We start from the raw sequence: 19,874 nt of genomic DNA on the forward strand, positions 1-19,874 counted from the left end.
ATGTATTTTCAGACGACCTTTTTCAGATATTCAGACGATGGGTTTAATCGTCGTCATAATCGTAGTAATCATCATCCCAGTCGCGATACTTGCGATGGTGGTGTTTGTGTTTTCTGTAACGTTTTTCATGGCGGTAGTAATCGTCGTATTCATCGCGATCACGACCATAGCGGTAGTAGTCGTCGTAGCGGTAACGGTCTTCGTACTCGTCTCTATCTTTTTGGTTCATTTTTTTATTGCGGTAGGCGTAGGCGTTACCCGCCAAACCGCCGGCAACAGCGCCTATAACGGCACTTGTTGTGTCTTTACCCACCAAGCCGCCCAAAGCTGCGCCTGCGGCCGCGCCGGCGATGGTGGCTTTTTTCCGGTTTTCAGTCCCCCGGGCTTGCGCATCGATGGCGGGAAGGCTGAGGCTGGCGGCGAGCAATACCGCCATGATTGGTTTCATAGTCATGAACTCGTCCTTTTGTGAATCACGGCTGTGCCGAAGTATTCTCATTATAATCAGTCCTTTGTTTACCTTTCGCCCGCCTGTGGAAAATTAGCGTAAACAAATGTTGCTTTTGTGCGGTGCGATTGCCGGGCTAAAGGATTAAATGGATTGAGGGCTTTTAGGATTTTAGATTTTACAGTAATAAAAAAACACCCCGAGGCCGTCATGCGGTTTCGGGGTGTCGGGTTTTCAGACGACCTGTGCGGTCTTTGTAATATTTGTTGGAAAAAGCCTATTCTTCAGGCAGCCGCCATACGGAAAGGATGAATCCTCCCCAAATGACGACGAGTGCGATAATCATCATGATGATGGCTATGGTACTCATTCTTTATCTCCTTGTTCATGTTCGTGTTCGTCTTTGACGTTGAAGTTTTGACCATGCTTCCAAGGCAGCAGCGACAGAATGACAGAAAAAACAAACAGACCGACCGACATACCCCAGCCGAAGATATTGAGGAAACCGTCGGGATAGTTCGAGTAGTTCTCTTTAAGCAGGCCGCTGGTGTCTTGGTAAAGCATATAACCGAGCATGACGACGGTAAAGATGACGCAGGCCGTCCAAATCGCACCGACGCGGACGGAGGAGAGCGCGTTCAGGTGGTTGCGCAGCTCGGGCAGTTTGCGCAGGGCGACGATGGCTAATACATAAACAAAGCCGACAGCGACGATGCCGTAGGTGTTGACGAATTTGTCCAAAACGTCCAAAACGGGCAGGCCGGTGGTCGTACCGAAGAGCAGGGTAGAGATAATGCCCATCGGTATGCAGACGAGCAGGGTAGCGTTGACGCGGCCGATGTTCAATTTGTCCTGAATGGCGGCAACGATGACCTCGACGATGGAAATCATTGAGGTAATGCCTGCGAATACCAGCGAACCGAAAAACAATATGCCGATGATTGCACCCAACGTACCTGCCTGATTGATGATGGTCGGGAAGGCGATGAAAGCCAAACCGATGCCGCTGGAAGCAACTTCGCTGACGGCTTGTCCTTTGGCTTGCGCCATAAAGCCCAGCGCGGCGAATACGCCGATACCGGCGAGCAATTCAAAGCTGCTGTTGGCAAAGCCGACAACCAAGCCGGTACCGCCCAAGTCGGTTTTTTTCTTCAGGTAGGAAGAGTAAGTTATCATGATGCCGAAGCAGATGGAGAGCGAGAAGAAAATCTGACCGTATGCGGCGACCCAGACTTTGGGATCGGAAAGTTTCGACCAGTCAGGCGTAAACAGCGCGTCCAAGCCCTTGGCCGCGCCCGGCAGCGTCAGTGAGATGCCGACCATGATGATGAACATAATCAAAAGCAGCGGCATGAAAAACGACGATGCGCCTGCTACGCCTTTTTGTACGCCCAAAGCCATGATGATGCAGGTAAACAGCCATACGCCGATCAGCGGGCCGACGACTTTGCCGACAAAATCCAAGCCTAAGGCTTCAGGACCTGCCATGTTCAAAAAGTCTTTAAAGAAAAACGCCTGCGGATCTGCGCCCCATGCCGCGTTCAGTGAGTAATACGCATAGCTTGCCGACCAGCCGATGATGACTGCGTAATAGATGCAGATGATGATATTGGTCATGACGTTCCACCAGCCTACAGGTTCGAACCAGCGGCCGAGGCGGCGGAAAGCCAGCGGGGGCGAGCCGCGGTAGCGGTGGCCGATGGCGTAGTCGAGCAGCAGCAGCGGGATGCCCGCAGTCAAGAGTGCGACCAGATAGGGTAGGAGGAACGCACCGCCGCCGTTTTCGAAGGCGATGTAGGGGAAACGCCAAATGTTGCCCAAGCCGACGGCAGAGCCGATGGCGGCAACCATAAACGCGCGGCGGTTGCTAAACGTCGCGCGTTCGTTTGTTTTGGAATCAGACACTTTGATACCTCTTGCTTTGATGTGGTATGAAAACAGCCGCTTGGCGGCTTACGGTTATAGAAATGAGGTTTGACAGGGGTAATGTCGTCTGAAAAAACAGTCGGCTTGTGGCCTTTGTTTACAATCTATGGCTGTATCGTAAAAAAATTTAACAGGCTTGGCAAGCGGAAAACAGATTTAAGTTGCGTTTCGGGCGGCTTTGTGAACTTTAGACGATCTTGTATTGCGCAAGGGAGGGTGAGTTGCCGGATGCGGACGATATTGTTTTTTGGCGTTAGGACTTGTTGCGCAATTCGGTATGGAACCGAATACACATTGCTTTTTAAGGAATGACGTAAAAAATAAAAGGTCGTCTGAAAACCGATTTCAAAGTTTCAGACGACCTTTTATCTTTTCCGGCAAACCCGGCTTACCCTCTGCGCAATACGGCGGTGTTGACGTATTTTTGGATGCCGGTGGCGATGGCGTCGGCGCATTGGCGGCGGAAGGAGTCGCTGCCGAGCAGCCGCTCTTCGGTGGGGTTGGACAGAAAGGCGGTTTCGACGAGGATGGACGGGATGTCGGGCGCGCGCAGGACGGCGAAGTTGGCTTCGTCAACGCGGCCTTTGTGCAGTTGGTTGAGTTTGCCCAATTCGGTCAGGACGGAATGTCCGAGTATGCGGCTGTCGCGCATGGTGGCGGTTTGGGTCATGTCGAGAATGGCGTTATCGACGCTGCGGTTGCCGCTTTTAAGGACGCCGCCGATGGCGTCGGCGTTGTTTTGGGTTTGGGCGAGGAATTTGGCGGCGGAGCTGGTCGCGCCTTTGGTATTGAGCATGTAAACGCCGGTACCGCGCGCAGACGGGCTGGTGAAGGCGTCGGCGTGGATGGAGACGAACACGTCGGCATGACGGGCGCGGGCTTTGGCGACGCGCACGCCCAACGGGATGAAGATGTCTTCGTTGCGGGTCATGTAAACGGTGTAGCCTATGCTTTCAAGGCGGTTTTTGGTTTCGCGGGCGATGGAGAGGACGACGTTTTTCTCTTTCAAGCCGCTGGGGCCGATGGCGCCGGGGTCTTCGCCGCCGTGACCGGGGTCTAGCATGACGACGGGGCGGCGTCCGCCGCGGTTGGAGCGGGGAGGTGCGTCTTGGGCAATGTTCGTGCGATCGGTAGGACGTTGTGTCTGCAGGCGTTTCGGCGGGTTGCCGTTGAGCAGCGCCATCATCGGGTCGTTGGCATCGACGCCGTGCGGGTAGAGGTCGATGACGAGGCGGTTTTTAAAGCCGCCGACAGGGGCAAGCGAGAAGACTTGCGGATAGGCGTTTTGCTTGAGGTCGATCACGACGCGCACGGTCGTAGGGGTGTTTTGTCCGGCACGGATGCTGCGGATATAGGGGTCGTCGGGCAGGACTTTGCCGGAAATGCCTTGCAGGACGCTGTTGATGTTGGCGTTTTGGATGTCGATGACGAGCCTGCCGGGGTTTTCCAAGGCGAAATGCTGATATTGCAGGGCGCGCGAGCTTTCGATGGTGATGCGGGTATAGGCGTGCGAAGGCCAAATACGGGCGGCGACGAATTGGGCGGGCGGCGCGGCTTTGGCGAGGGCGGAGGCAATCGGCGTGAGGGTGAACAACAGTCCGGCGGCTTGGCGGACGACTTGTCTTCGTGTCAGTTTGAATTTAACCATGCTTCTAAACTTTTTTGTCCGTTGGCAGTGTGTGCGGTAGCGGTGCAGGCCCTGCCCTGCGCGGCGTGATTCAGGGATACGGTGATGTCTGCGGGCGGTGTGAACGCGCCGCCCTGTTGCGGCCATTCGATGATGCAGACGCTGTCAGGGGAGAACAGGTCGTCCAAACCCGCATCTTCCCATTCTTCGGGCGAGGCAAAGCGGTAAAGGTCGAAATGATGGAGCGTGAACGCTTCCAGCGGGTAGGATTCGACGATGGCGTAGGTCGGGCTTTTGACCGCGCCGGTGTGTCCGAGTCCGCGCAGGATGCCGCGCGTGAACGTGGTTTTCCCCGCGCCCAAATCGCCTTGCAGATGGATGACCAACGGCGCGCGCAGCGATTTTGCCCAACTTTCGCCCAGCTCGAGTGTGGACTCTTCGTCGGGAAGCCGGCGGGAAAAGGTTGCGCCCTCGCTCATGAAATCAGCCTTGTCGTGTTCTAAAAACCTTAATTATGCTGGATTTACGGGCATTTGCAAACATAAGGGAGGATAAAGTTAGATAAAGATGTTCCATATTTAACCGGTTTTCTCTTGTGAATGCTGCTTTGCTATTTATCAAGTAACCTTTATACGACAATTTTATGTCCGATCTTTAAAAATGCCGAAGAGCTAATTAAATTGCTTGGGGCATTTGCGGCTTTTTCGATTTAAAGTACCTTCACTATAAAAAACTTTACATTTACCTCAAACAGGTTTAAAACTCTTCCCTTTCCCCTATTCAGAAATTTGTTAACAATTTCCCCCTAAGGAGCTCAACATGAAAGTAGGTTTCGTCGGCTGGCGCGGCATGGTCGGTTCGGTTTTGATGCAGCGTATGAAAGAAGAAAACGACTTCGCCCATATTCCCGAAGCGTTCTTCTTTACCACTTCCAACGTCGGCGGCACGGCACCTGATTTCGGTCAGGCGGCTAAAACATTATTGGACGCGAACGACATTGCCGAGCTGGCGAAAATGGACATCATCGTAACCTGCCAAGGCGGCGATTACACCAAATCCGTGTTCCAACCCCTGCGCGACAGCGGCTGGAACGGCTACTGGATTGACGCGGCGTCATCCCTGCGCATGAAAGACGACGCGATTATCGTCCTCGACCCGGTCAACCGAAACGTCATCGACAACGGCCTCAAAAACGGCGTGAAAAACTACATCGGCGGCAACTGCACAGTCTCCCTGATGCTGATGGCGCTGGGCGGCCTGTTCCAAAACGATTTGGTCGAATGGGCAACCAGCATGACCTACCAAGCCGCATCCGGCGCGGGCGCGAAAAACATGCGCGAACTCATCAGCGGAATGGGCGCGATTCACGCCCAAGTGGCGGACGAGCTTGCCGATCCTTCCAGCGCGATTCTCGACATCGACCGCAAAGTGTCCGATTTCCTACGCAGCGAAGACTATCCGAAAGCCAACTTCGGCGTACCGCTTGCCGGCAGCCTGATTCCGTGGATTGACGTGGATTTGGGCAACGGCCAGTCCAAAGAAGAATGGAAAGGCGGCGCGGAAACCAACAAAATCCTCGGCCGCAGCGACAATCCGACCGTGATTGACGGCTTGTGCGTCCGCATCGGCTCTATGCGCTGCCACAGCCAAGCCATCACCCTGAAACTGAAAAAAGACCTGCCCGTTTCCGAAATCGAAGCGATTTTGGCAGGCGCGAACGACTGGGTGAAAGTCATCCCCAACGAAAAAGAAGCCAGCATCCACGAGCTGACCCCCGCCAAAGTCACCGGCACGCTGTCCGTCCCCGTCGGACGCATCCGCAAACTGGGCATGGGCGGCGAATACATCAGCGCGTTCACCGTCGGCGACCAGCTCTTGTGGGGCGCGGCCGAACCTTTACGTCGCGTGTTGCGCATCGTGTTGGGCAGTTTGTAAGATTTGCAGGTCAAACAAAAAAGCAACGGTTTATCCGTTGCTTTTTTTATCAAGGTCGTCTGAAAGTAGCAGGGTGGACGGATTTTTGAATTTGACGGTTTATAGTGATTTACATAGAAACCTTATGCCGTCATTTCCGTGCAGGCGGGAATCTAGAGATTTAACATCATGGCAACTTTGTAAATCTTTCTGAAGCTCCGAAATCTAGATTCCCTCCCGCGTGGGAATGACGGCATGGGCAAATTTTCAAACTTCGCTTGTGCAATACCTCCAAGGTCGTCTGAACGTCCTTTCAGACGACCCCTTCTTACATTTTCAGCTAAAATACGCGCCATTAAAGGACAAAGCCATGATGACGCCCGAAACCCAGAAACAGCTCAAAATCACCGACGTTTCCGCCAAGAAGCTCGACAAACTCAACCTCAACACCGCGTGGGATTTGGTTTTGCATCTGCCGCTGCGTTACGAGGACGAGACGCACATCATGCCGATTAAGGACGCGCCTATCGGCGTGCCGTGTCAGGTCGAGGGCGAAGTCATCCATCAGGAAGTAACGTTCAAACCGCGCAAGCAGCTGATTGTCCAAATCGCCGACGATTCCGGCAGCGTCCTTTTTCTGCGCTTCATACACTTTTACGCCAGCCATCAGAAGCAGATGGCGGCCGGCAAACGCATCCGTGCCGTGGGCGAAATCAAACACGGGTTTTACGGCGACGAGATGATTCATCCTAAAATCCGCGATGCCGAGAGCAGCGGTTTGGCGGAAAGCCTCACGCCTGTCTATCCGACCGTAAACGGTTTGAACCAGCCCACTTTGCGCCGCATTATTCAGACGGCCTTGGACGTTACGCCGCTGCACGACACGCTGCCCGATGCCTTATTGGGTCGTCTGAAACTGCCGCACCTCGCCGAAAGCCTGCGCCTTTTGCATTCGCCGCCGCCGAGTTTCACCATCCACCAGCTTTCCGATGGCACGCTGCCTGCATGGCAGCGGCTCAAATTCGACGAACTTTTGGCGCAACAGCTTTCCATGCGCTTGGCGCGGCAGAAGCGCGTCAGCGGCACGGCGGCGGCATTGGGCGGCGACGGTACGCTGACCCAAGCCCTGCGCCACGCCTTGCCGTTTGCCCTGACCGATGCACAAGAACGAGTCGTGTCCGAAATCCGCCGAGACATGGCGCAAACCCACCCCATGCACCGCCTGTTGCAAGGCGATGTCGGCAGCGGCAAAACCATCGTCGCCGCCTTGTCCGCGCTGACCGCCATCGAATCCGGCGCGCAGGCGGCTGTGATGGCGCCGACCGAAATCCTTGCCGAACAGCATTTCATCAAGTTCAAACAATGGCTCGAACCTTTAGGACTCGAAGTCGTCTGGCTCTCCGGCAGCCAGCGCAAAAAAGCCAAAGACGAAGCCAAAGCCAAACTCGCCGAAGGTACCGTCAAAATCGCCGTCGGCACGCACGCCCTGTTTTCAGACGACGTCGAGTTCCAAAATCTGGGCTTGGTGATTGTGGACGAACAACACCGCTTCGGCGTCGCCCAACGCCTCGCCCTCAAAAACAAAGGGCGCGACGTCCACCAGCTGATGATGTCCGCCACGCCCATCCCGCGCACGCTCGCCATGAGTTTTTTCGCCGACTTGGACGTGTCCGTCATCGACGAATTGCCGCCCGGGCGCACCCCGATTAAAACCCGCCTCGTCAACAACGTCCGCCGCGCCGAAGTCGAAGGCTTCGTCCTCAACATCTGCCGCAAAGGGCAGCAGGCATATTGGGTCTGCCCGCTGATTGAAGAAAGCGAAACCCTGCAACTGCAAACCGCCACTGAAACCCTCGAGCAGCTTCAGGCAGCTTTGCCCGAACTCAACATCGGCTTGGTACACGGGCGCATGAAGGCCGCCGAAAAAGCCGAAGTCATGGCTCAGTTTGCCGCAGGTCGTCTGAATGTATTGGTTGCCACCACCGTCATCGAAGTCGGCGTAGATGTGCCCAACGCCGCCCTGATGGTGATCGAACACGCCGAGCGCATGGGCTTGGCGCAGCTGCACCAATTACGCGGGCGGGTAGGGCGCGGCGCGGCGGAAAGCGTGTGTGTCCTCCTGTTTGCCGAACCCTTGAGCGAACTTGCCAAAGCGCGGCTGAAAGTCATCTACGAACACACCGACGGCTTCGAAATCGCCCGCCAAGACCTCAACATCCGAGGCCCCGGCGAATTTCTCGGCGCGCGCCAAAGCGGCGTCCCCATGCTGCGCTTCGCCAACCTCGAAGAAGACCTGCACCTCTTGGAACAGGCGCGCGAAATCGCCCCGATGCTGATTGAACAAAACCCCGAAATCGTCGAAGCGCATCTGGCAAGGTGGCTTGCCAGCAGGGAAGGGTATTTGGGCGTGTGAGGTCGTCTGAAAATCCAATCCCACTATTTTTACCTATGAAAACAGTCCCCACATCCCTGACTGCTACACCGTCATTCCCGCGCAGGCGGGAATCCAGGCATTTGGCTTTCAGAGAAATATTCAACGATTACCGCAGCATGGGCTTTGTCCACGGATATGGTTTACGGCAATATCAGATGTAGGTCGGATTCTCGAATCCGACATTTTGGACATTGGAGAAATAGCTTACAGTGGCGGGCAGGTTAACGGCCTATCGGATATATGCAGCAAGCTGTAGCGATGTAGGTATTTTTAGAAAAAAGGTCGTCTGAAACAAGTTTTCAGTGATGTAGGTCGGATTCTCGAATCCGACATTTTGGACATTGGAGAAATAGCTTACAGTGGCGGGCAGGTTAACGGCTTATCGGATATATGCAGCAAGCTGTAGCGATGTAGGTATTTTTAGAAAAAAGGTCGTCTGAAACAAGTTTTCAGACGACCTTTTTGCCTTATCAGCTTATATTGTAGCGTGGGCTTTGCCCACAGATGCGGTTTGCAGAAATATTGGTCTCGGCAGGGCGTTTATGTTTTACCGGCGAAACCCGCCATATTTTCAGACGACGTTTTTAGTCAAATCAAACGTTCAAAAATAAACTAAATATCTATAATTCGATTTTGAAAATGACCGCTTATCCGAATTAAAATCCGCTTATCAAATTCGTATAAAAAATCAACATAAAATCATCATATTAAAAATATATAAAACTTCAAAATACCGCTTGTCTAAAAACAATACCGTTTATCAAATCCATTTCAATATTATTAAAATAGGTATGAAAGTGACGAAATACGTCATATGACATAAAACGTTTCCCTTTTCTTCTCAAAAATGACAAAACACGTCATATCCCCCCAGAAAATCCCACGTCATAAAAAAGCCAAATCTGCCCGAAAAATCCTTCAAAACAAATTTAAACCTATTAAAAACATAAAATTACAAAATATTTTCACAAAAAATCCAAAAAAATCCAGACTTGGCATATCCCCTGCTTGATACATTACGTCCGGCAAGGGAAACGAAGCAACGAAGCCCGAACCGGGAAGCTGTATATTCCTTCTACTTGATGGTTTTACTCATAAACAAGCAGAGCCAAACACATTACGGATTTTTTAACAACAAACATTTTTATTCACAACACTTTTTAAACTGGAGTTTATTAAATGAAAGCAATCCAAAAAGGTTTCACCCTGATCGAATTGATGATCGTCGTAGCAATTATCGGTATTTTGGCCGCTGTTGCCCTGCCGGCTTACCAAGACTACACCGCACGCGCCAAAGTATCTGAAGTTGTATTGGCTGCTTCCCAATGCCGTACCGCAATTACCGAAGCTTCTCAAACCGGTTTGTCTGCTACTCCAACTGCAGATAATACTTTCGGTTGTGGCGAGGCAGGTACTACGGATGCTACTTCTACCCAATATGTTAAAGCAATTACAACCACCAAAGACGGTGCAATTAACGTAGAGGCTCAAAACATCAGCCAACTGGGTGAAAACGTTAACTTGACATTCACTCCTTATAAAGATACTGGTTTGACAAAAGCTATGGAAGCTGCCAATTTTAACCGTGCTACTTTGGTTAACGGCGGTATCAAAGGTTGGAAATGTGCTGCTGCTGCTGACAAAGGTATCCAAGCTAAATACCTGCCTGCTTCTTGCCGCTAATTCGGGCTTGAATAGCAAACCCCGCCTTTGGGCGGGGTTTTGACGTAGGTCGGATACTCGTATCCGACAAAAAGGCCGATGTTCACACATTGTGAAAATTCGGGAATGATTGGAATGTCGGATTCGAGAATCCGACCTACATGGATTTTTCGGTTTTGATGCGGGTCGGATACGTGTATCTGACAAAAGAAACGATGTTCACACCTTGAGAAAATTGGGGAATGATTGAAATGTCGGATTCGAGAATCCGACCTACATGGATTTTTCGGTTTCGACGTAGGTCGGATACTTGTATCCGACAAAAATCTTTCTGAAAAAAATCTAATTGAAAAAAGGGAATTCATGCGATACCGACGCTTTTATCAAACGGGCGGTACTTACTTTTTTACGGTGGTTACTGATAAACGACAAAAAATCCTGACTGATGAAACGGTGCGTTCGGCCTTACGGCAGGCGGTAATGACAGTTCGGGAGCGGTATCCGTTTGAAATTGAGGCATGGGTGCTGATGCCCGACCATCTGCATACGATTTGGCATCTTCCTGAGAATGATGCGGCTTATTCGGAACGTTGGCGGCAAATTAAACGCTCCAGCCAATATTTGATTGGAAGAAAATATCGGCTTTGGCAAAAAAGGTTTTGGGAACATACCATTCGTGATGAAACGGACTTTATCCATCATTTCAATTATCTACATTTTAATCCCGTAAAGCATGGCTATGTCGGTCAGGTTTCCGATTGGCCGTTTTCTACTTTTCACCGTTATGTGAAACAGGGGATTTACCCAAAGCACTGGGGTGGAAGCAATGTGGATTTCAGCATTAAATATGATGGGTAAGTCGGATACTCGTATCTGACAAACGTTTTATGTTTTACCGCTTTTGATTATGGCGGAAATGTTTGAAAATGTCGGATTCAAGAATCCGACCTACAGAATTACTTTTATTTTTAAGGTCGTCGAAAAACATCAACTACACACGTTAGGAACGAAATGAAACCGTCTTCAACACAGGGTTTTACATTAATCGAACTTATGGTTGTTGTCGCTATTATCGGCATCATCGCCGCTATCGCCCTGCCGTCTTATCATGCTTATACCATTCGAGCCAAAGTCAGCGAGGGTTTGTTGATGATGACACAGTGCCGCGAAGCCGTTACCGAGGCCTCTATGTCGGGGTTTATCGACGCGCCTTCTGCCAATAACGGGTTTAGTTGTGGTAATACAGGTTCAACCCATCTGACCTTTAATGTCGATACGGATGAAAATGGTAAAATCACCGCCATCATGCACAATATCCCCGAACTGGGAGAGCATAATAAGGTTGAACTGATTCCCTATACCGATGCGGAATTGACTACTCCGGCAACCAGTAAAGATTTTATGCGGGCAACAGCAAAAGAAGTACGCGGCTGGAAATGTTCCGCTCCGGCTGTCAACGGTATTTCGGCTATTTATCTACCGTCAAGCTGCCGTTAGAAATGTAGTGTGTAGATTGAATTAGCAGCCACAATATAGTGTGGACTTTGTCTATAAAGATATTTTTAGTGAAGAGGTCGTCTGAAAAGCGTTTTCAGACGACCTTTGTCATTTAAGGCTTATTTCCAAACCAAGAGCGCGTGGTTGCGTTTGCCGCGTCGTACGATGGTGTATTTGCCGAAACGTTTGTGCGCGTCGGTCAACAGATAGGCATCGTCGGGGCGTTCGGCGGCGTGGTTCGGGTTGTTCGATTCGGCGGCTTGGCCGTTGAGCAATACCGCTTTGCTGTTCACAAAACCGCGCGCTTCTTTGTTGGAAGAAGCCAAGCCGGTTTTGACTAAGGCTTCGACGACGTTGAGGTCGTCTGAAACTTTAAATGCGGGCAGGCCGTCGAGGGCGAGCTGTTCGAAGTCGCTTTCCGTCAGGCTGCTTTGGTCTTCGGCAAACAGGCTTTCGGAAATGCGCTGCGCGGCTTGCAGGGCGGCTTCGCCGTGAATCAGGCGGGTCATTTCTTCGGCAAGGATGCGTTGCGCTTCGGGTTTGGTGCCGCTGGCTTTGTCTTTCGCCTCGATGGCGTCGATTTCTTCGATAGACAGGAAGGTGAAGTATTTCAGGAATTTATACACATCGGCATCGGCAACTTTCAGCCAGAACTGGTAGAACTGATACGGCGAGGTTTTCTTCGCGTTCAGCCATACCGCGCCGCCTTCGGTTTTGCCGAATTTGGTGCCGTCGGATTTGGTGACCAGCGGCAGGGTCAGGCCGAATACTTGTTTTTGGTTCAGACGACGTGTCAGGTCGATACCGGCGGTGATGTTGCCCCATTGGTCGGAGCCACCGATTTCCAAAACTGCGCCATGGCGTTTGTTCAATTCGGCAAAGTCGTAGCCTTGCAGCAGGGAGTAGGCGAACTCGGTGAAGGAAATGCCTACGTCGTCGCGCTCGATACGCTGTTTGACGGATTCCTTGTTCAGCATGGCGTTGACGGAAAAATGCTTGCCGATGTCGCGCAGGAAGTCGAGGCAGTTCATGCTGCCGAACCAGTCGGCATTGTTCGCCATAATGGCGGCGTTTTCGCCTTCGAAGCTCAAAAACGGTTTCAGTTGGTTGCGGATGCTTTCTACCCAGCCGGCAACGGTTTCGGCGGAATTCAAGCTGCGCTCTACCGCTTTGAAGCTCGGGTCGCCGATCATGCCGGTCGCACCGCCCACTAAAGCAATCGGCGTATGCCCCGCCTGTTGGAAACGGCGCAATGCCAATACGGGCAGCAAGTGGCCGATATGCAGACTGTCGGCGGTCGGGTCGAAACCGCAGTAGAGGGAGATTTTTTGTTCATTCAACAAAGCATCTAAGGCTTCGATGTCGGTAGTTTGCGCGATAAGGCCGCGCGATTGTAGGTCTTGGATGACTGATTTCATTGAAACTTCCGTTGATTAAAATAGGCTAGATATTGATTTAGCAATTTCATGAATTTAATTATTTCTAAATTTTTGATCTTTTGAACATTATTTATACGGTCAAGTTATGTTTTTTGTATAATTTAGGTACAGTCCATTTGTGAAAAATTGTTTCTATGTAATGAAGTTCAGTTAATGCTTGGAATCTTAAAAATCTTATTTTTATTTTATCAGCTATTTCAGCAGCTTCTTTTAAATGTTCTGGATAGCTCTCGGGAAAATTCTTCCCTGGCGGATAAAAACTTTCAGCATACTTATTAAAATACCACGCTGATTTTCCATTATCGTCATTGTATCTAGGCTCCCATTCTGGAACTTGTATGTAGTTTCTTAGGTGACTATATTCATTCATAATTTCTTTTAGTTCAGTATTGAAATAGCATGAAATATGACTGGAAAAGCGTGTGCATTGTTTTTTCTCGCTAATATCATTACTTAAAATATCTATATCTACAAAAAATTCACTAGAAACACAACGATGGGAATAAATACTTGAATCTAAGTATAAAATCCTATTTTCTCCAATTCGTTCAATTATTTTCCTAGCATTTTGAATATCTTGTTGAAGTTTACTTTCAAATACTGGGCGAAGAACCGCAAATAATCCTGCTGACGAACCAATAAAATAAAATATATTTTTTACAATATCTATAAGATTGATATTAGACATTTTCCCTAAACTTTGAAGGAAGGTAGGCCAAGAAAAGCTTAGCCTACCAAATTTGATTTGCATTCTTTATACTTTCAGACGACCTTACTTACACGTTAAACAAAAAGTGCATCACATCCCCGTCCCGCACGACATATTCCTTGCCTTCCACGCGCATTTTGCCGGCTTCTTTGGCTTTGGCTTCGCCGCCGAGCAAGACAAAGTCGTCGTAGGAAATGACTTGGGCGCGGATGAAGCCGCGTTCGAAGTCGGTGTGGATGACGCCGGCGGCTTGCGGGGCGGTGTCGCCTTTGTGGATGGTCCAGGCGCGGACTTCTTTGACGCCGGCGGTGAAGTAGGTTTGCAGGCCCAAGAGGTCGTAGCCGGCACGAATCAGGCGGTTCAGACCGGGTTCTTCCAAGCCCATTTCGGCGAGGAATTCGGCTTTTTCGTCGTCTTCCAATTCGGCGATTTCGCTCTCCATCGCGGCGCAAACGGCAACGACGGGGGCGTTTTCTTTTTCAGCCAATTCTTTCAGGCGGTCGAGGTGCGGATTGTTTTCAAAACCGTCTTCGGCAACGTTGCCGACATACATGGCGGGCTTGGCGGTCAGCAGGAACAGCGGTTTGAGCATGGCGAGTTCTTCCGCGTCCAAACCGAAGGAGCGGACAGGTTTGCCTTCGTCCAGATGCGGCAGCAGTTTTTTGCACAGTTCGACCAGTTTTTGCGCGTCTTTGTCGCCTGAGCGGGCGCGTTTTTCTTCGCGGACGATGGCTTTTTCGACGCTGGCGAGGTCGGCAAGTGCCAGTTCGGTGCCGATGGTTTCGATGTCGGCAATCGGATCGACTTTGCCGGAAACGTGGACGATATTGTCGTCGTCAAAGCAGCGCACGACGTTGACGATGGCGTCGGTTTCGCGGATGTTGGCGAGGAACTGGTTGCCCAAGCCTTCGCCTTTGCTTGCACCTGCGACCAAACCGGCAATGTCGACGAATTCGACGATGGCGGGCTGCATTTTTTGCGGGTTGACGATTTTCGCCAGCTCCGCCATGCGCGGGTCGGGCACTTCGACGATGCCGACGTTGGGTTCGATGGTGCAGAAGGGATAGTTCGCCGCTTCGATGCCCGATTGGGTCAGCGCGTTAAAGAGGGTGGATTTGCCGACGTTGGGCAGGCCGACGATGCCGCATTTCAAGCTCATGGTTTTTCCTGAAAAGATAAAAGTTTAACGGCGGATTATAGCATATCGGGGAATGACTCAAAAACTGTAAAGGTCGTCTGAAAACGCCGTTTCCACACAACTCAAACCCTTTCAGACGACCCCGTCTCTGTTAAGCCTTGCGCCGAACGTGTACAATCGCCCCATCATACCTAATCCGTACAAACCGCATCATGACTATCAGCAAACAACGCCCCATCGGCGTTTTCGATTCCGGCGTCGGCGGCCTGACCAACGTCCGCGCCCTGATGGAACGCCTGCCGATGGAAAACATCATCTACTTCGGCGACACCGCCCGCGTTCCCTACGGCACCAAATCCCGCGCCACCATCGAAACCTTCGCCATGCAGATTGTCGATTTCCTGCTGGAAAACGATGTTAAGGCACTCGTCATCGCGTGCAACACCATTGCCGCCGTTGCCGGACAAAAAATCCGTCAAAAAGCAGGCAATATGCCTGTATTGGACGTGATTTCCGCCGGCGCACAGGCCGCTCTGAACACCACGCGCAACAACAAAATCGGCATCATCGCCACCAACACCACCGTCAACAGCAACGCCTACGCTCGCGCCATCCACGCCCAAAACCCCGACACGCTCGTGCGCACGCAGGCGACGCCGCTGCTCGTGCCGCTGGTGGAAGAAGGCTGGCTTGACCATGAGGTAACCCGCCTGACCGTGCGCGAATACCTCAAACCGCTCTTGGTGGACGGCATTGACACGCTCGTCCTCGGCTGCACCCACTTTCCGTTGCTCAAGCCCCTAATCGGCAAAGAAGCGCAAAACGTCGCCCTGGTCGATTCCGCCATCACCACCGCCGAAGCGACCGCCCAAGCGCTCGCCCAAGCAGGCCTGCTCAACACTGAAAACGACAGCCCCGACTACCGCTTCTACGTCAGCGACATCCCCCTGCGTTTCCGCACCATAGGCGAACGCTTCCTCGGACGCAGCATGGAACAAATCGAAATGGTCTCGCTGGGATAAGGCGTATCCCGCATACCAAAACGAGAGGTCGTCTGAAAACCCGTGTTTCGAGTTTTCAGACGACCTTTTGAATGAGGCGAATCAAAGCTATTGCCAATCCTGATCCGCTTGTCTCATCGTTCAAGCATTTCTCGGGTAACTAAGGGAATAAAATCCAAATTGCTGTCCACAGAGGCGGATAGCTTTTCGGGCAGACTGGGAGCTGCATCGTGGTGAAAACAGGCAAGATTGAGATCTACGCCCGATAGGCTTTCGGGGCGGCGGAAGAAGTTGTCTTCCTGATAGCGGTGGGAAGCAAACCAATAGCAACGATAATCCATGCGCTCAAAATGGCGGATTAAATCGAGGCGGTTGTCAGGCTGAGCCTCTGCAAAAATGATTGGTTTATGCTGTTCAATCAGGCGTTTTGCGCCGTTGAGTACATGGCTTTCAAAGCCTTCCGCATCGATTTTCAGCAAATCCAGCGCATTGAGTTTTTGAAGCTCGGGATGTCGGTCTAATGCAGTAAGGCGTATGGTTTCGTTTTAGCGGATACCGTCAAAGCTGGATTCGGTGTCAAAACCCTTGTCCAAAGAAAAACTACCGTAATTCCACTCTGTTTCATAATCTGAAGAGGGAATCTCCAGCCAAGCGTTTTCATCGCCAACGCCTTCTTGATAGGCGTAAACATTGGTCAGGCTGTTGAGTGATATATTGGCACACAGAGTTTGGAAAATCACCCGCTGCGGCTCGAAACAGAATAGTTTGCCGAGCTCGATATGTCGGGCGATGGGAATTGCGTGCATACCAATATTTGAGCCGACTTCGACGACATTGCTGTCAGCACGAAGATTGTTCAGAAGAAAACGGACTTCCAAATCCGACCATTCTCCATAAGCCTGCGCGTATCGACTGATGAAGTCGCCTTCGATTAAGTTAAACATGCCCCTTTTGAGCATATGTAAAGACGTCCGCATGATGATTCCCTTTAAAAAATAATGGATTGATTTGATTCGATACTTTGAAAATTATTTTCTTGATGCGTGTATCAGACTGCTCCGTCGGGGCTTAAATTTTGCCTATCGAATCAAGCCCGACAGTGTAGTCGAGTTAAGTCGAAGCCGACAAACCATCGGTATTCTAAGAGAAAAGGTCGTCTGAAATTAAGTTTTCAGACGACCTTTTTGTGTGTCAAACCGCTGTTAGGAAACAACTTCGCCTTGGGCGCGTTGTTTGTCGATGCTGCGGTTGATGTGCCATTGTTGGGCGATGGTCAGGAGGTTGTTGACTACCCAGTACAATACCAGACCGGCAGGGAAGAAGAAGAACATGGCTGAGAAAACCAGCGGCATGATTTTCATCATTTTTGCCTGCATCGGGTCGGTCGGCGGCGGGTTGAGGAATGTTTGGGCAAACATGGTTACCGCCATAATTACGGGCAGGATGTAGTAGGGGTCGGAGCGGCTAAGGTCGGTAATCCAGCCCAGCCAAGGTGCCTGACGCAATTCTACGGAGGCAAACAACGCCCAGTACAAGCCGATGAAGACGGGGATTTGCAACAGCATGGGCAGGCAGCCGCCCAGCGGGTTGATTTTTTCGTCTTTGTAAAGCTGCATCATGGCTTGCTGTTGCGCCATACGGTCGTCGCCGTATTTTTCTTTGATGGCTTGCAGTTTGGGCGCGGCGGCGCGCATTTTTGCCATCGAGCGGTAAGAGGCGTTGGTCAGCGGGTAGAGTACGGCTTTGACGATAATGGTCAAAACGATGATTGCCCAGCCCCAGTTGCCGATAATGTTGTGTAGTTGGTTCAAGAGCCAGAAGAGGGGGGAGGCGAACCAGTGTACTTTGCCGTAGTCTTTTGCCAGTTGCAGGTTGTCGGCGATGTTTGCGATGACGGATGTGGTCTGCGGGCCGGCGTAGAGGTTGATGGAGGCTTCGGCTTTCGCGCCGTTTTGGATGGCGGCAAGGGGAACGCTGACGCTGGTGCTGTACAGGTTGTCATTGCGGCGTTTGATGTCGATACGGCAGTCGCCTGCGGCGCAAACGCTTTGTCCGCCTTTGGGTTGGAGAATCCAAGTGGACATGAAGTGGTGTTCAATCATGCCGAGCCAGCCGGTTTGGGTTTTGCGGGCGTATTCGGCTTCGTTTTTGCCTGATTTGGCATCGTCGTCCAAGTCGGAGAAGCTGACTTTTTGGAATTTGCCTTCGGGGGTGTAAACCACCGGGCCGACGAAAGAGCGGGTAAAGTAGCCTTGACCTTCGGGTTCGCTGCGGTCGCGTACGATGCGGTAGTCTGCGCTCAGGTTGGCGGGCTTGCCGCTGGTGTTGGTGATGTCGAAACGGACGTTGACGAGGTAGCTGTCTTTGGTAAAGGTATAGACTTTGTCGATTTTCAGTCCGTTTGTTTCCGGCGCGCTCAGGCGGACTTCGACTTTGTCGCCGTTGAGGCTGTATTGTTTTTGCGGAGCGGTAAAGTTGACGCCTTTCAGGATGTTGTTGCCTTGTGCATCCAAAAGCTCGGACTGGGCAACATAGGTGTATTCTTTGCTGTCGTTAAACAGGGTGAAGGGTTTGTTTTCGTCGCCATTTGCTTTGTATTTGAGCAGGGTCATTTGACGCAGGTCGCCGCTTTTTTCGTCGATGACGGCTTTGACCGTGTCGGTTGTTACGGTAATCGGCGTTGCGGGGGCGAGTGCGGCTTCGGCGGCAGCGGTTGCGGCGGTTTGCTGCTGTTGCTGCGCGGCTTGTTGTGCCGGATTGGGTTTGGGGCTGGGGAAGAAATGTTCCCAGCCGGCAAAGATTGCCAGCGAAATGGCAAAAAATGCCACAAGTCTTTTAAAATCCATAAGAGATTCCTGGAATTGACGGGTATGTAATGGAGATGAAAACTGCTTCAGACGGCATTATATAGAAACCGACGGGAAATTAAAGGAAATCAAGTTATCCGAATGATTCGAATTACGGGACAGGGTCGTGTCCGTGTCCGCCGAAGGGGTGGCAGCGGGCGATGCGTTTGAGGGCGAGCCAGCCGCCTTTGAATGCGCCGTATTTTTTGACTGCCTCGACCGCATATTGCGAACAGGTCGGGGTATAGCGGCAGCGCGGCGGTATCAGCGGGCTGATGGCGTATTGGTAAAAACGGATCAGCGCGAGGATGAATTTGGACAACAGGGTATTCATCAGCGTTTGCGCATGAGTTGCGCCAATTGGTTTCGGGCTTCGGCGGCGTTTTGCCGGTTGAATGCCAGACGGACGCGTACGACGAAATCATGCGGCGGCAGGCTATTTTTGTTCAGCCTGAACCAATCGCGGATGACGCGCTTCATGTAGTTGCGTTCATGCGCGCGTTTCGCTGTTTTTTTGCTGACGACCAAGCCGAGCCGCGGATGGTTCAATCCGTTGTCGCCAGATTGGGAAACTTGCAGCAAATCGCGGCTGCGCCGGTTTTTGAACGCAAAAACGGATGAAAAATCATCCGTTTTTAATAAGCGGTACTGCTTTCCGAAGCGGTAGTCCAAAATTACACTGCCAAGCGTTTGCGGCCTTTGGCGCGACGGGCTGCCAATACTGCGCGACCACCGCGGGTTTTGGAGCGAACCAGGAAGCCGTGGGTACGTTTGCGTTTGGTAACGGAAGGTTGATAAGTGCGTTTCATGATGTTTCCTAAAAAATCGGTAGATAAATAAACCGTGAATTACACTCTAATTTTCATCTTTTGTCAATCTCGGTTGAGTAAATGGATATGGCGCGCGGGGTGATTCGGTTTGCGGATTCGCGTAGTGCTTTGTGGATAAAATTTCCGGCAGGTTGTGGATAAAGTTTGGCGGAGTGGGTATAATCGGCACTTCCTGTCCCTTTGTCGGGCGATAGGTCGTCTGAAAATGTTGATGCGGATTTATCGTGATGATTTTCCAAAAATAATTTCATTGTATTTCAGACGACGTCCGGTTTGGCGGATAGGGTTTGTGCGGTATTTGCGACACTTTTCCTGTCGGGCTGAAACCGCATTTTCAAGGGCTGCAATTTCCGACGGTTTCTCTCCGTTTCTTTCCAACGATTTCCACGACTCGAGCTTATTC

21 protein-coding genes are annotated in these 19,874 nt (G+C 51.3%); 6 read left to right on the top strand and 15 right to left on the bottom strand.

Going from position 1 to position 19,874, the window contains the following annotated elements:
* Window positions 1-43: 43 nt before the first annotated feature.
* The 5 genes from RSJ68_12430 to tsaE form a co-directional block, all read right to left on the bottom strand.
* Window positions 44-454 carry a glycine zipper domain-containing protein gene (locus RSJ68_12430; protein WNU97173.1) on the bottom strand — a complete coding sequence of 137 codons (411 nt, stop codon included), beginning with the start codon at window positions 452-454 and terminating at the stop codon, window positions 44-46.
* A 271-nt stretch (window positions 455-725) separates the two neighbouring features.
* Entirely contained in the window at window positions 726-818 is a 93-nt protein-coding gene (locus tag RSJ68_12435; protein WNU97174.1) for a methionine/alanine import family NSS transporter small subunit, read from the bottom strand.
* Window positions 815-2,353: a sodium-dependent transporter gene (locus tag RSJ68_12440; GenBank protein ID WNU97175.1), complete on the bottom strand. Its 1,539-nt coding sequence runs from the start codon at window positions 2,351-2,353 to the stop codon at window positions 815-817. The genes RSJ68_12435 and RSJ68_12440 overlap by 4 nt, the downstream gene beginning before the upstream one ends.
* A gap of 409 nt (window positions 2,354-2,762) precedes the next feature.
* Window positions 2,763-4,022: an N-acetylmuramoyl-L-alanine amidase gene (locus tag RSJ68_12445; GenBank protein ID WNU97176.1), complete on the bottom strand. Its 1,260-nt coding sequence runs from the start codon at window positions 4,020-4,022 to the stop codon at window positions 2,763-2,765.
* Window positions 4,004-4,480, bottom strand: a complete 477-nt coding sequence (gene tsaE, locus RSJ68_12450; GenBank protein ID WNU97177.1) for a tRNA (adenosine(37)-N6)-threonylcarbamoyltransferase complex ATPase subunit type 1 TsaE — start codon at window positions 4,478-4,480, stop codon at window positions 4,004-4,006. Before tsaE ends, RSJ68_12445 begins: the two co-directional genes overlap by 19 nt.
* A 340-nt stretch (window positions 4,481-4,820) precedes the next feature.
* Here tsaE and asd point away from each other — a divergent pair, with 340 nt between their 5' ends.
* The 5 genes from asd (at window position 4,821) to RSJ68_12475 (ending at window position 11,508) form a co-directional block, all read left to right on the top strand.
* Window positions 4,821-5,936 (top strand): aspartate-semialdehyde dehydrogenase, encoded by a 1,116-nt coding sequence (gene asd, locus RSJ68_12455; GenBank protein WNU97178.1) that lies wholly within the window; start codon window positions 4,821-4,823, stop codon window positions 5,934-5,936.
* Between the two features lie 349 nt (window positions 5,937-6,285).
* Window positions 6,286-8,328 (top strand): ATP-dependent DNA helicase RecG, encoded by a 2,043-nt coding sequence (gene recG / locus RSJ68_12460; GenBank protein ID WNU98410.1) that lies wholly within the window; start codon window positions 6,286-6,288, stop codon window positions 8,326-8,328.
* 1,200 nt (window positions 8,329-9,528) lie between these two features.
* Window positions 9,529-10,032 carry a pilin gene (locus RSJ68_12465; GenBank protein WNU97179.1) on the top strand — a complete coding sequence of 168 codons (504 nt, stop codon included), beginning with the start codon at window positions 9,529-9,531 and terminating at the stop codon, window positions 10,030-10,032.
* Between the two features lie 342 nt (window positions 10,033-10,374).
* A complete protein-coding gene (locus RSJ68_12470) occupies window positions 10,375-10,869 on the top strand; it encodes a transposase (protein WNU97180.1) in 495 nt (164 codons plus the stop codon).
* Window positions 10,870-11,022: 153 nt separating this feature from the next.
* Complete coding sequence (locus RSJ68_12475) at window positions 11,023-11,508, top strand: pilin (GenBank protein ID WNU97181.1); 486 nt, start codon at window positions 11,023-11,025, stop codon at window positions 11,506-11,508.
* A 119-nt stretch (window positions 11,509-11,627) separates the two neighbouring features.
* Here RSJ68_12475 and tyrS read toward each other — a convergent pair whose 3' ends face one another.
* The 3 genes from tyrS to ychF form a co-directional block, all read right to left on the bottom strand.
* Window positions 11,628-12,926 (bottom strand): tyrosine--tRNA ligase, encoded by a 1,299-nt coding sequence (tyrS, locus tag RSJ68_12480; protein ID WNU97182.1) that lies wholly within the window; start codon window positions 12,924-12,926, stop codon window positions 11,628-11,630.
* Window positions 12,927-13,017: 91 nt separating this feature from the next.
* On the bottom strand, window positions 13,018-13,698 hold the full coding sequence (locus tag RSJ68_12485; GenBank protein WNU97183.1) for a hypothetical protein: 681 nt from the start codon (window positions 13,696-13,698) through the stop codon (window positions 13,018-13,020).
* A gap of 25 nt (window positions 13,699-13,723) precedes the next feature.
* Window positions 13,724-14,815, bottom strand: a complete 1,092-nt coding sequence (gene ychF, locus RSJ68_12490) for a redox-regulated ATPase YchF (protein WNU97184.1) — start codon at window positions 14,813-14,815, stop codon at window positions 13,724-13,726.
* A 188-nt stretch (window positions 14,816-15,003) separates the two neighbouring features.
* Here ychF and murI point away from each other — a divergent pair, with 188 nt between their 5' ends.
* Window positions 15,004-15,816: a glutamate racemase gene (murI, locus tag RSJ68_12495; GenBank protein WNU98411.1), complete on the top strand. Its 813-nt coding sequence runs from the start codon at window positions 15,004-15,006 to the stop codon at window positions 15,814-15,816.
* A gap of 113 nt (window positions 15,817-15,929) precedes the next feature.
* Here the strand turns inward: murI and RSJ68_12500 are convergent, their stop codons facing one another.
* The 7 genes from RSJ68_12500 to RSJ68_12530 all read right to left on the bottom strand — a co-directional run bounded on the left by RSJ68_12500 (window position 15,930) and on the right by RSJ68_12530 (window position 19,710).
* Window positions 15,930-16,274 (bottom strand): FkbM family methyltransferase, encoded by a 345-nt coding sequence (locus RSJ68_12500; GenBank protein WNU97185.1) that lies wholly within the window; start codon window positions 16,272-16,274, stop codon window positions 15,930-15,932.
* Window positions 16,275-16,340: 66 nt separating this feature from the next.
* Window positions 16,341-16,739, bottom strand: a complete 399-nt coding sequence (locus RSJ68_12505; protein WNU97186.1) for an FkbM family methyltransferase — start codon at window positions 16,737-16,739, stop codon at window positions 16,341-16,343.
* A 258-nt stretch (window positions 16,740-16,997) separates the two neighbouring features.
* Entirely contained in the window at window positions 16,998-18,641 is a 1,644-nt protein-coding gene (gene yidC / locus RSJ68_12510; GenBank protein ID WNU97187.1) for a membrane protein insertase YidC, read from the bottom strand.
* 112 nt (window positions 18,642-18,753) lie between these two features.
* Entirely contained in the window at window positions 18,754-18,975 is a 222-nt protein-coding gene (gene yidD / locus RSJ68_12515; GenBank protein ID WNU97188.1) for a membrane protein insertion efficiency factor YidD, read from the bottom strand.
* Complete coding sequence (gene rnpA / locus RSJ68_12520; GenBank protein ID WNU97189.1) at window positions 18,975-19,313, bottom strand: ribonuclease P protein component; 339 nt, start codon at window positions 19,311-19,313, stop codon at window positions 18,975-18,977. The genes yidD and rnpA overlap by 1 nt, the downstream gene beginning before the upstream one ends.
* A 2-nt stretch (window positions 19,314-19,315) precedes the next feature.
* Window positions 19,316-19,450: a 50S ribosomal protein L34 gene (gene rpmH / locus RSJ68_12525; protein WNU97190.1), complete on the bottom strand. Its 135-nt coding sequence runs from the start codon at window positions 19,448-19,450 to the stop codon at window positions 19,316-19,318.
* Window positions 19,451-19,503: 53 nt separating this feature from the next.
* Window positions 19,504-19,710: a hypothetical protein gene (locus tag RSJ68_12530; GenBank protein WNU97191.1), complete on the bottom strand. Its 207-nt coding sequence runs from the start codon at window positions 19,708-19,710 to the stop codon at window positions 19,504-19,506.
* Window positions 19,711-19,874 lie beyond the last annotated feature (164 nt).

The sequence above is a fragment of the Neisseria sp. DTU_2020_1000833_1_SI_GRL_NUU_006 genome (assembly GCA_032388755.1).
Classification (GTDB): Bacteria; Pseudomonadota; Gammaproteobacteria; order Burkholderiales; family Neisseriaceae; genus Neisseria; species Neisseria sicca_C.

Bases quoted from the DNA above. Each gene is read 5' to 3' on its own strand.
- RSJ68_12430 (WNU97173.1), bottom strand. From the start codon at position 454: ATGACTATGAAACCAATCATGGCGGTATTGCTCGCCGCCAGCCTCAGC.
- RSJ68_12435 (WNU97174.1), bottom strand. From the start codon at position 818: ATGAGTACCATAGCCATCATCATGATGATTATCGCACTCGTCGTCATT.
- RSJ68_12445 (WNU97176.1), bottom strand. From the start codon at position 4,022: ATGGTTAAATTCAAACTGACACGAAGACAAGTCGTCCGCCAAGCCGCC.
- tsaE (WNU97177.1), bottom strand. From the start codon at position 4,480: ATGAGCGAGGGCGCAACCTTTTCCCGCCGGCTTCCCGACGAAGAGTCC.
- asd (WNU97178.1), top strand. From the start codon at position 4,821: ATGAAAGTAGGTTTCGTCGGCTGGCGCGGCATGGTCGGTTCGGTTTTG.
- recG (WNU98410.1), top strand. From the start codon at position 6,286: ATGATGACGCCCGAAACCCAGAAACAGCTCAAAATCACCGACGTTTCC.
- RSJ68_12465 (WNU97179.1), top strand. From the start codon at position 9,529: ATGAAAGCAATCCAAAAAGGTTTCACCCTGATCGAATTGATGATCGTC.
- RSJ68_12470 (WNU97180.1), top strand. From the start codon at position 10,375: ATGCGATACCGACGCTTTTATCAAACGGGCGGTACTTACTTTTTTACG.
- RSJ68_12475 (WNU97181.1), top strand. From the start codon at position 11,023: ATGAAACCGTCTTCAACACAGGGTTTTACATTAATCGAACTTATGGTT.
- tyrS (WNU97182.1), bottom strand. From the start codon at position 12,926: ATGAAATCAGTCATCCAAGACCTACAATCGCGCGGCCTTATCGCGCAA.
- RSJ68_12485 (WNU97183.1), bottom strand. From the start codon at position 13,698: ATGCAAATCAAATTTGGTAGGCTAAGCTTTTCTTGGCCTACCTTCCTT.
- ychF (WNU97184.1), bottom strand. From the start codon at position 14,815: ATGAGCTTGAAATGCGGCATCGTCGGCCTGCCCAACGTCGGCAAATCC.
- RSJ68_12505 (WNU97186.1), bottom strand. From the start codon at position 16,739: ATGTTTAACTTAATCGAAGGCGACTTCATCAGTCGATACGCGCAGGCT.
- yidC (WNU97187.1), bottom strand. From the start codon at position 18,641: ATGGATTTTAAAAGACTTGTGGCATTTTTTGCCATTTCGCTGGCAATC.
- yidD (WNU97188.1), bottom strand. From the start codon at position 18,975: ATGAATACCCTGTTGTCCAAATTCATCCTCGCGCTGATCCGTTTTTAC.
- rpmH (WNU97190.1), bottom strand. From the start codon at position 19,450: ATGAAACGCACTTATCAACCTTCCGTTACCAAACGCAAACGTACCCAC.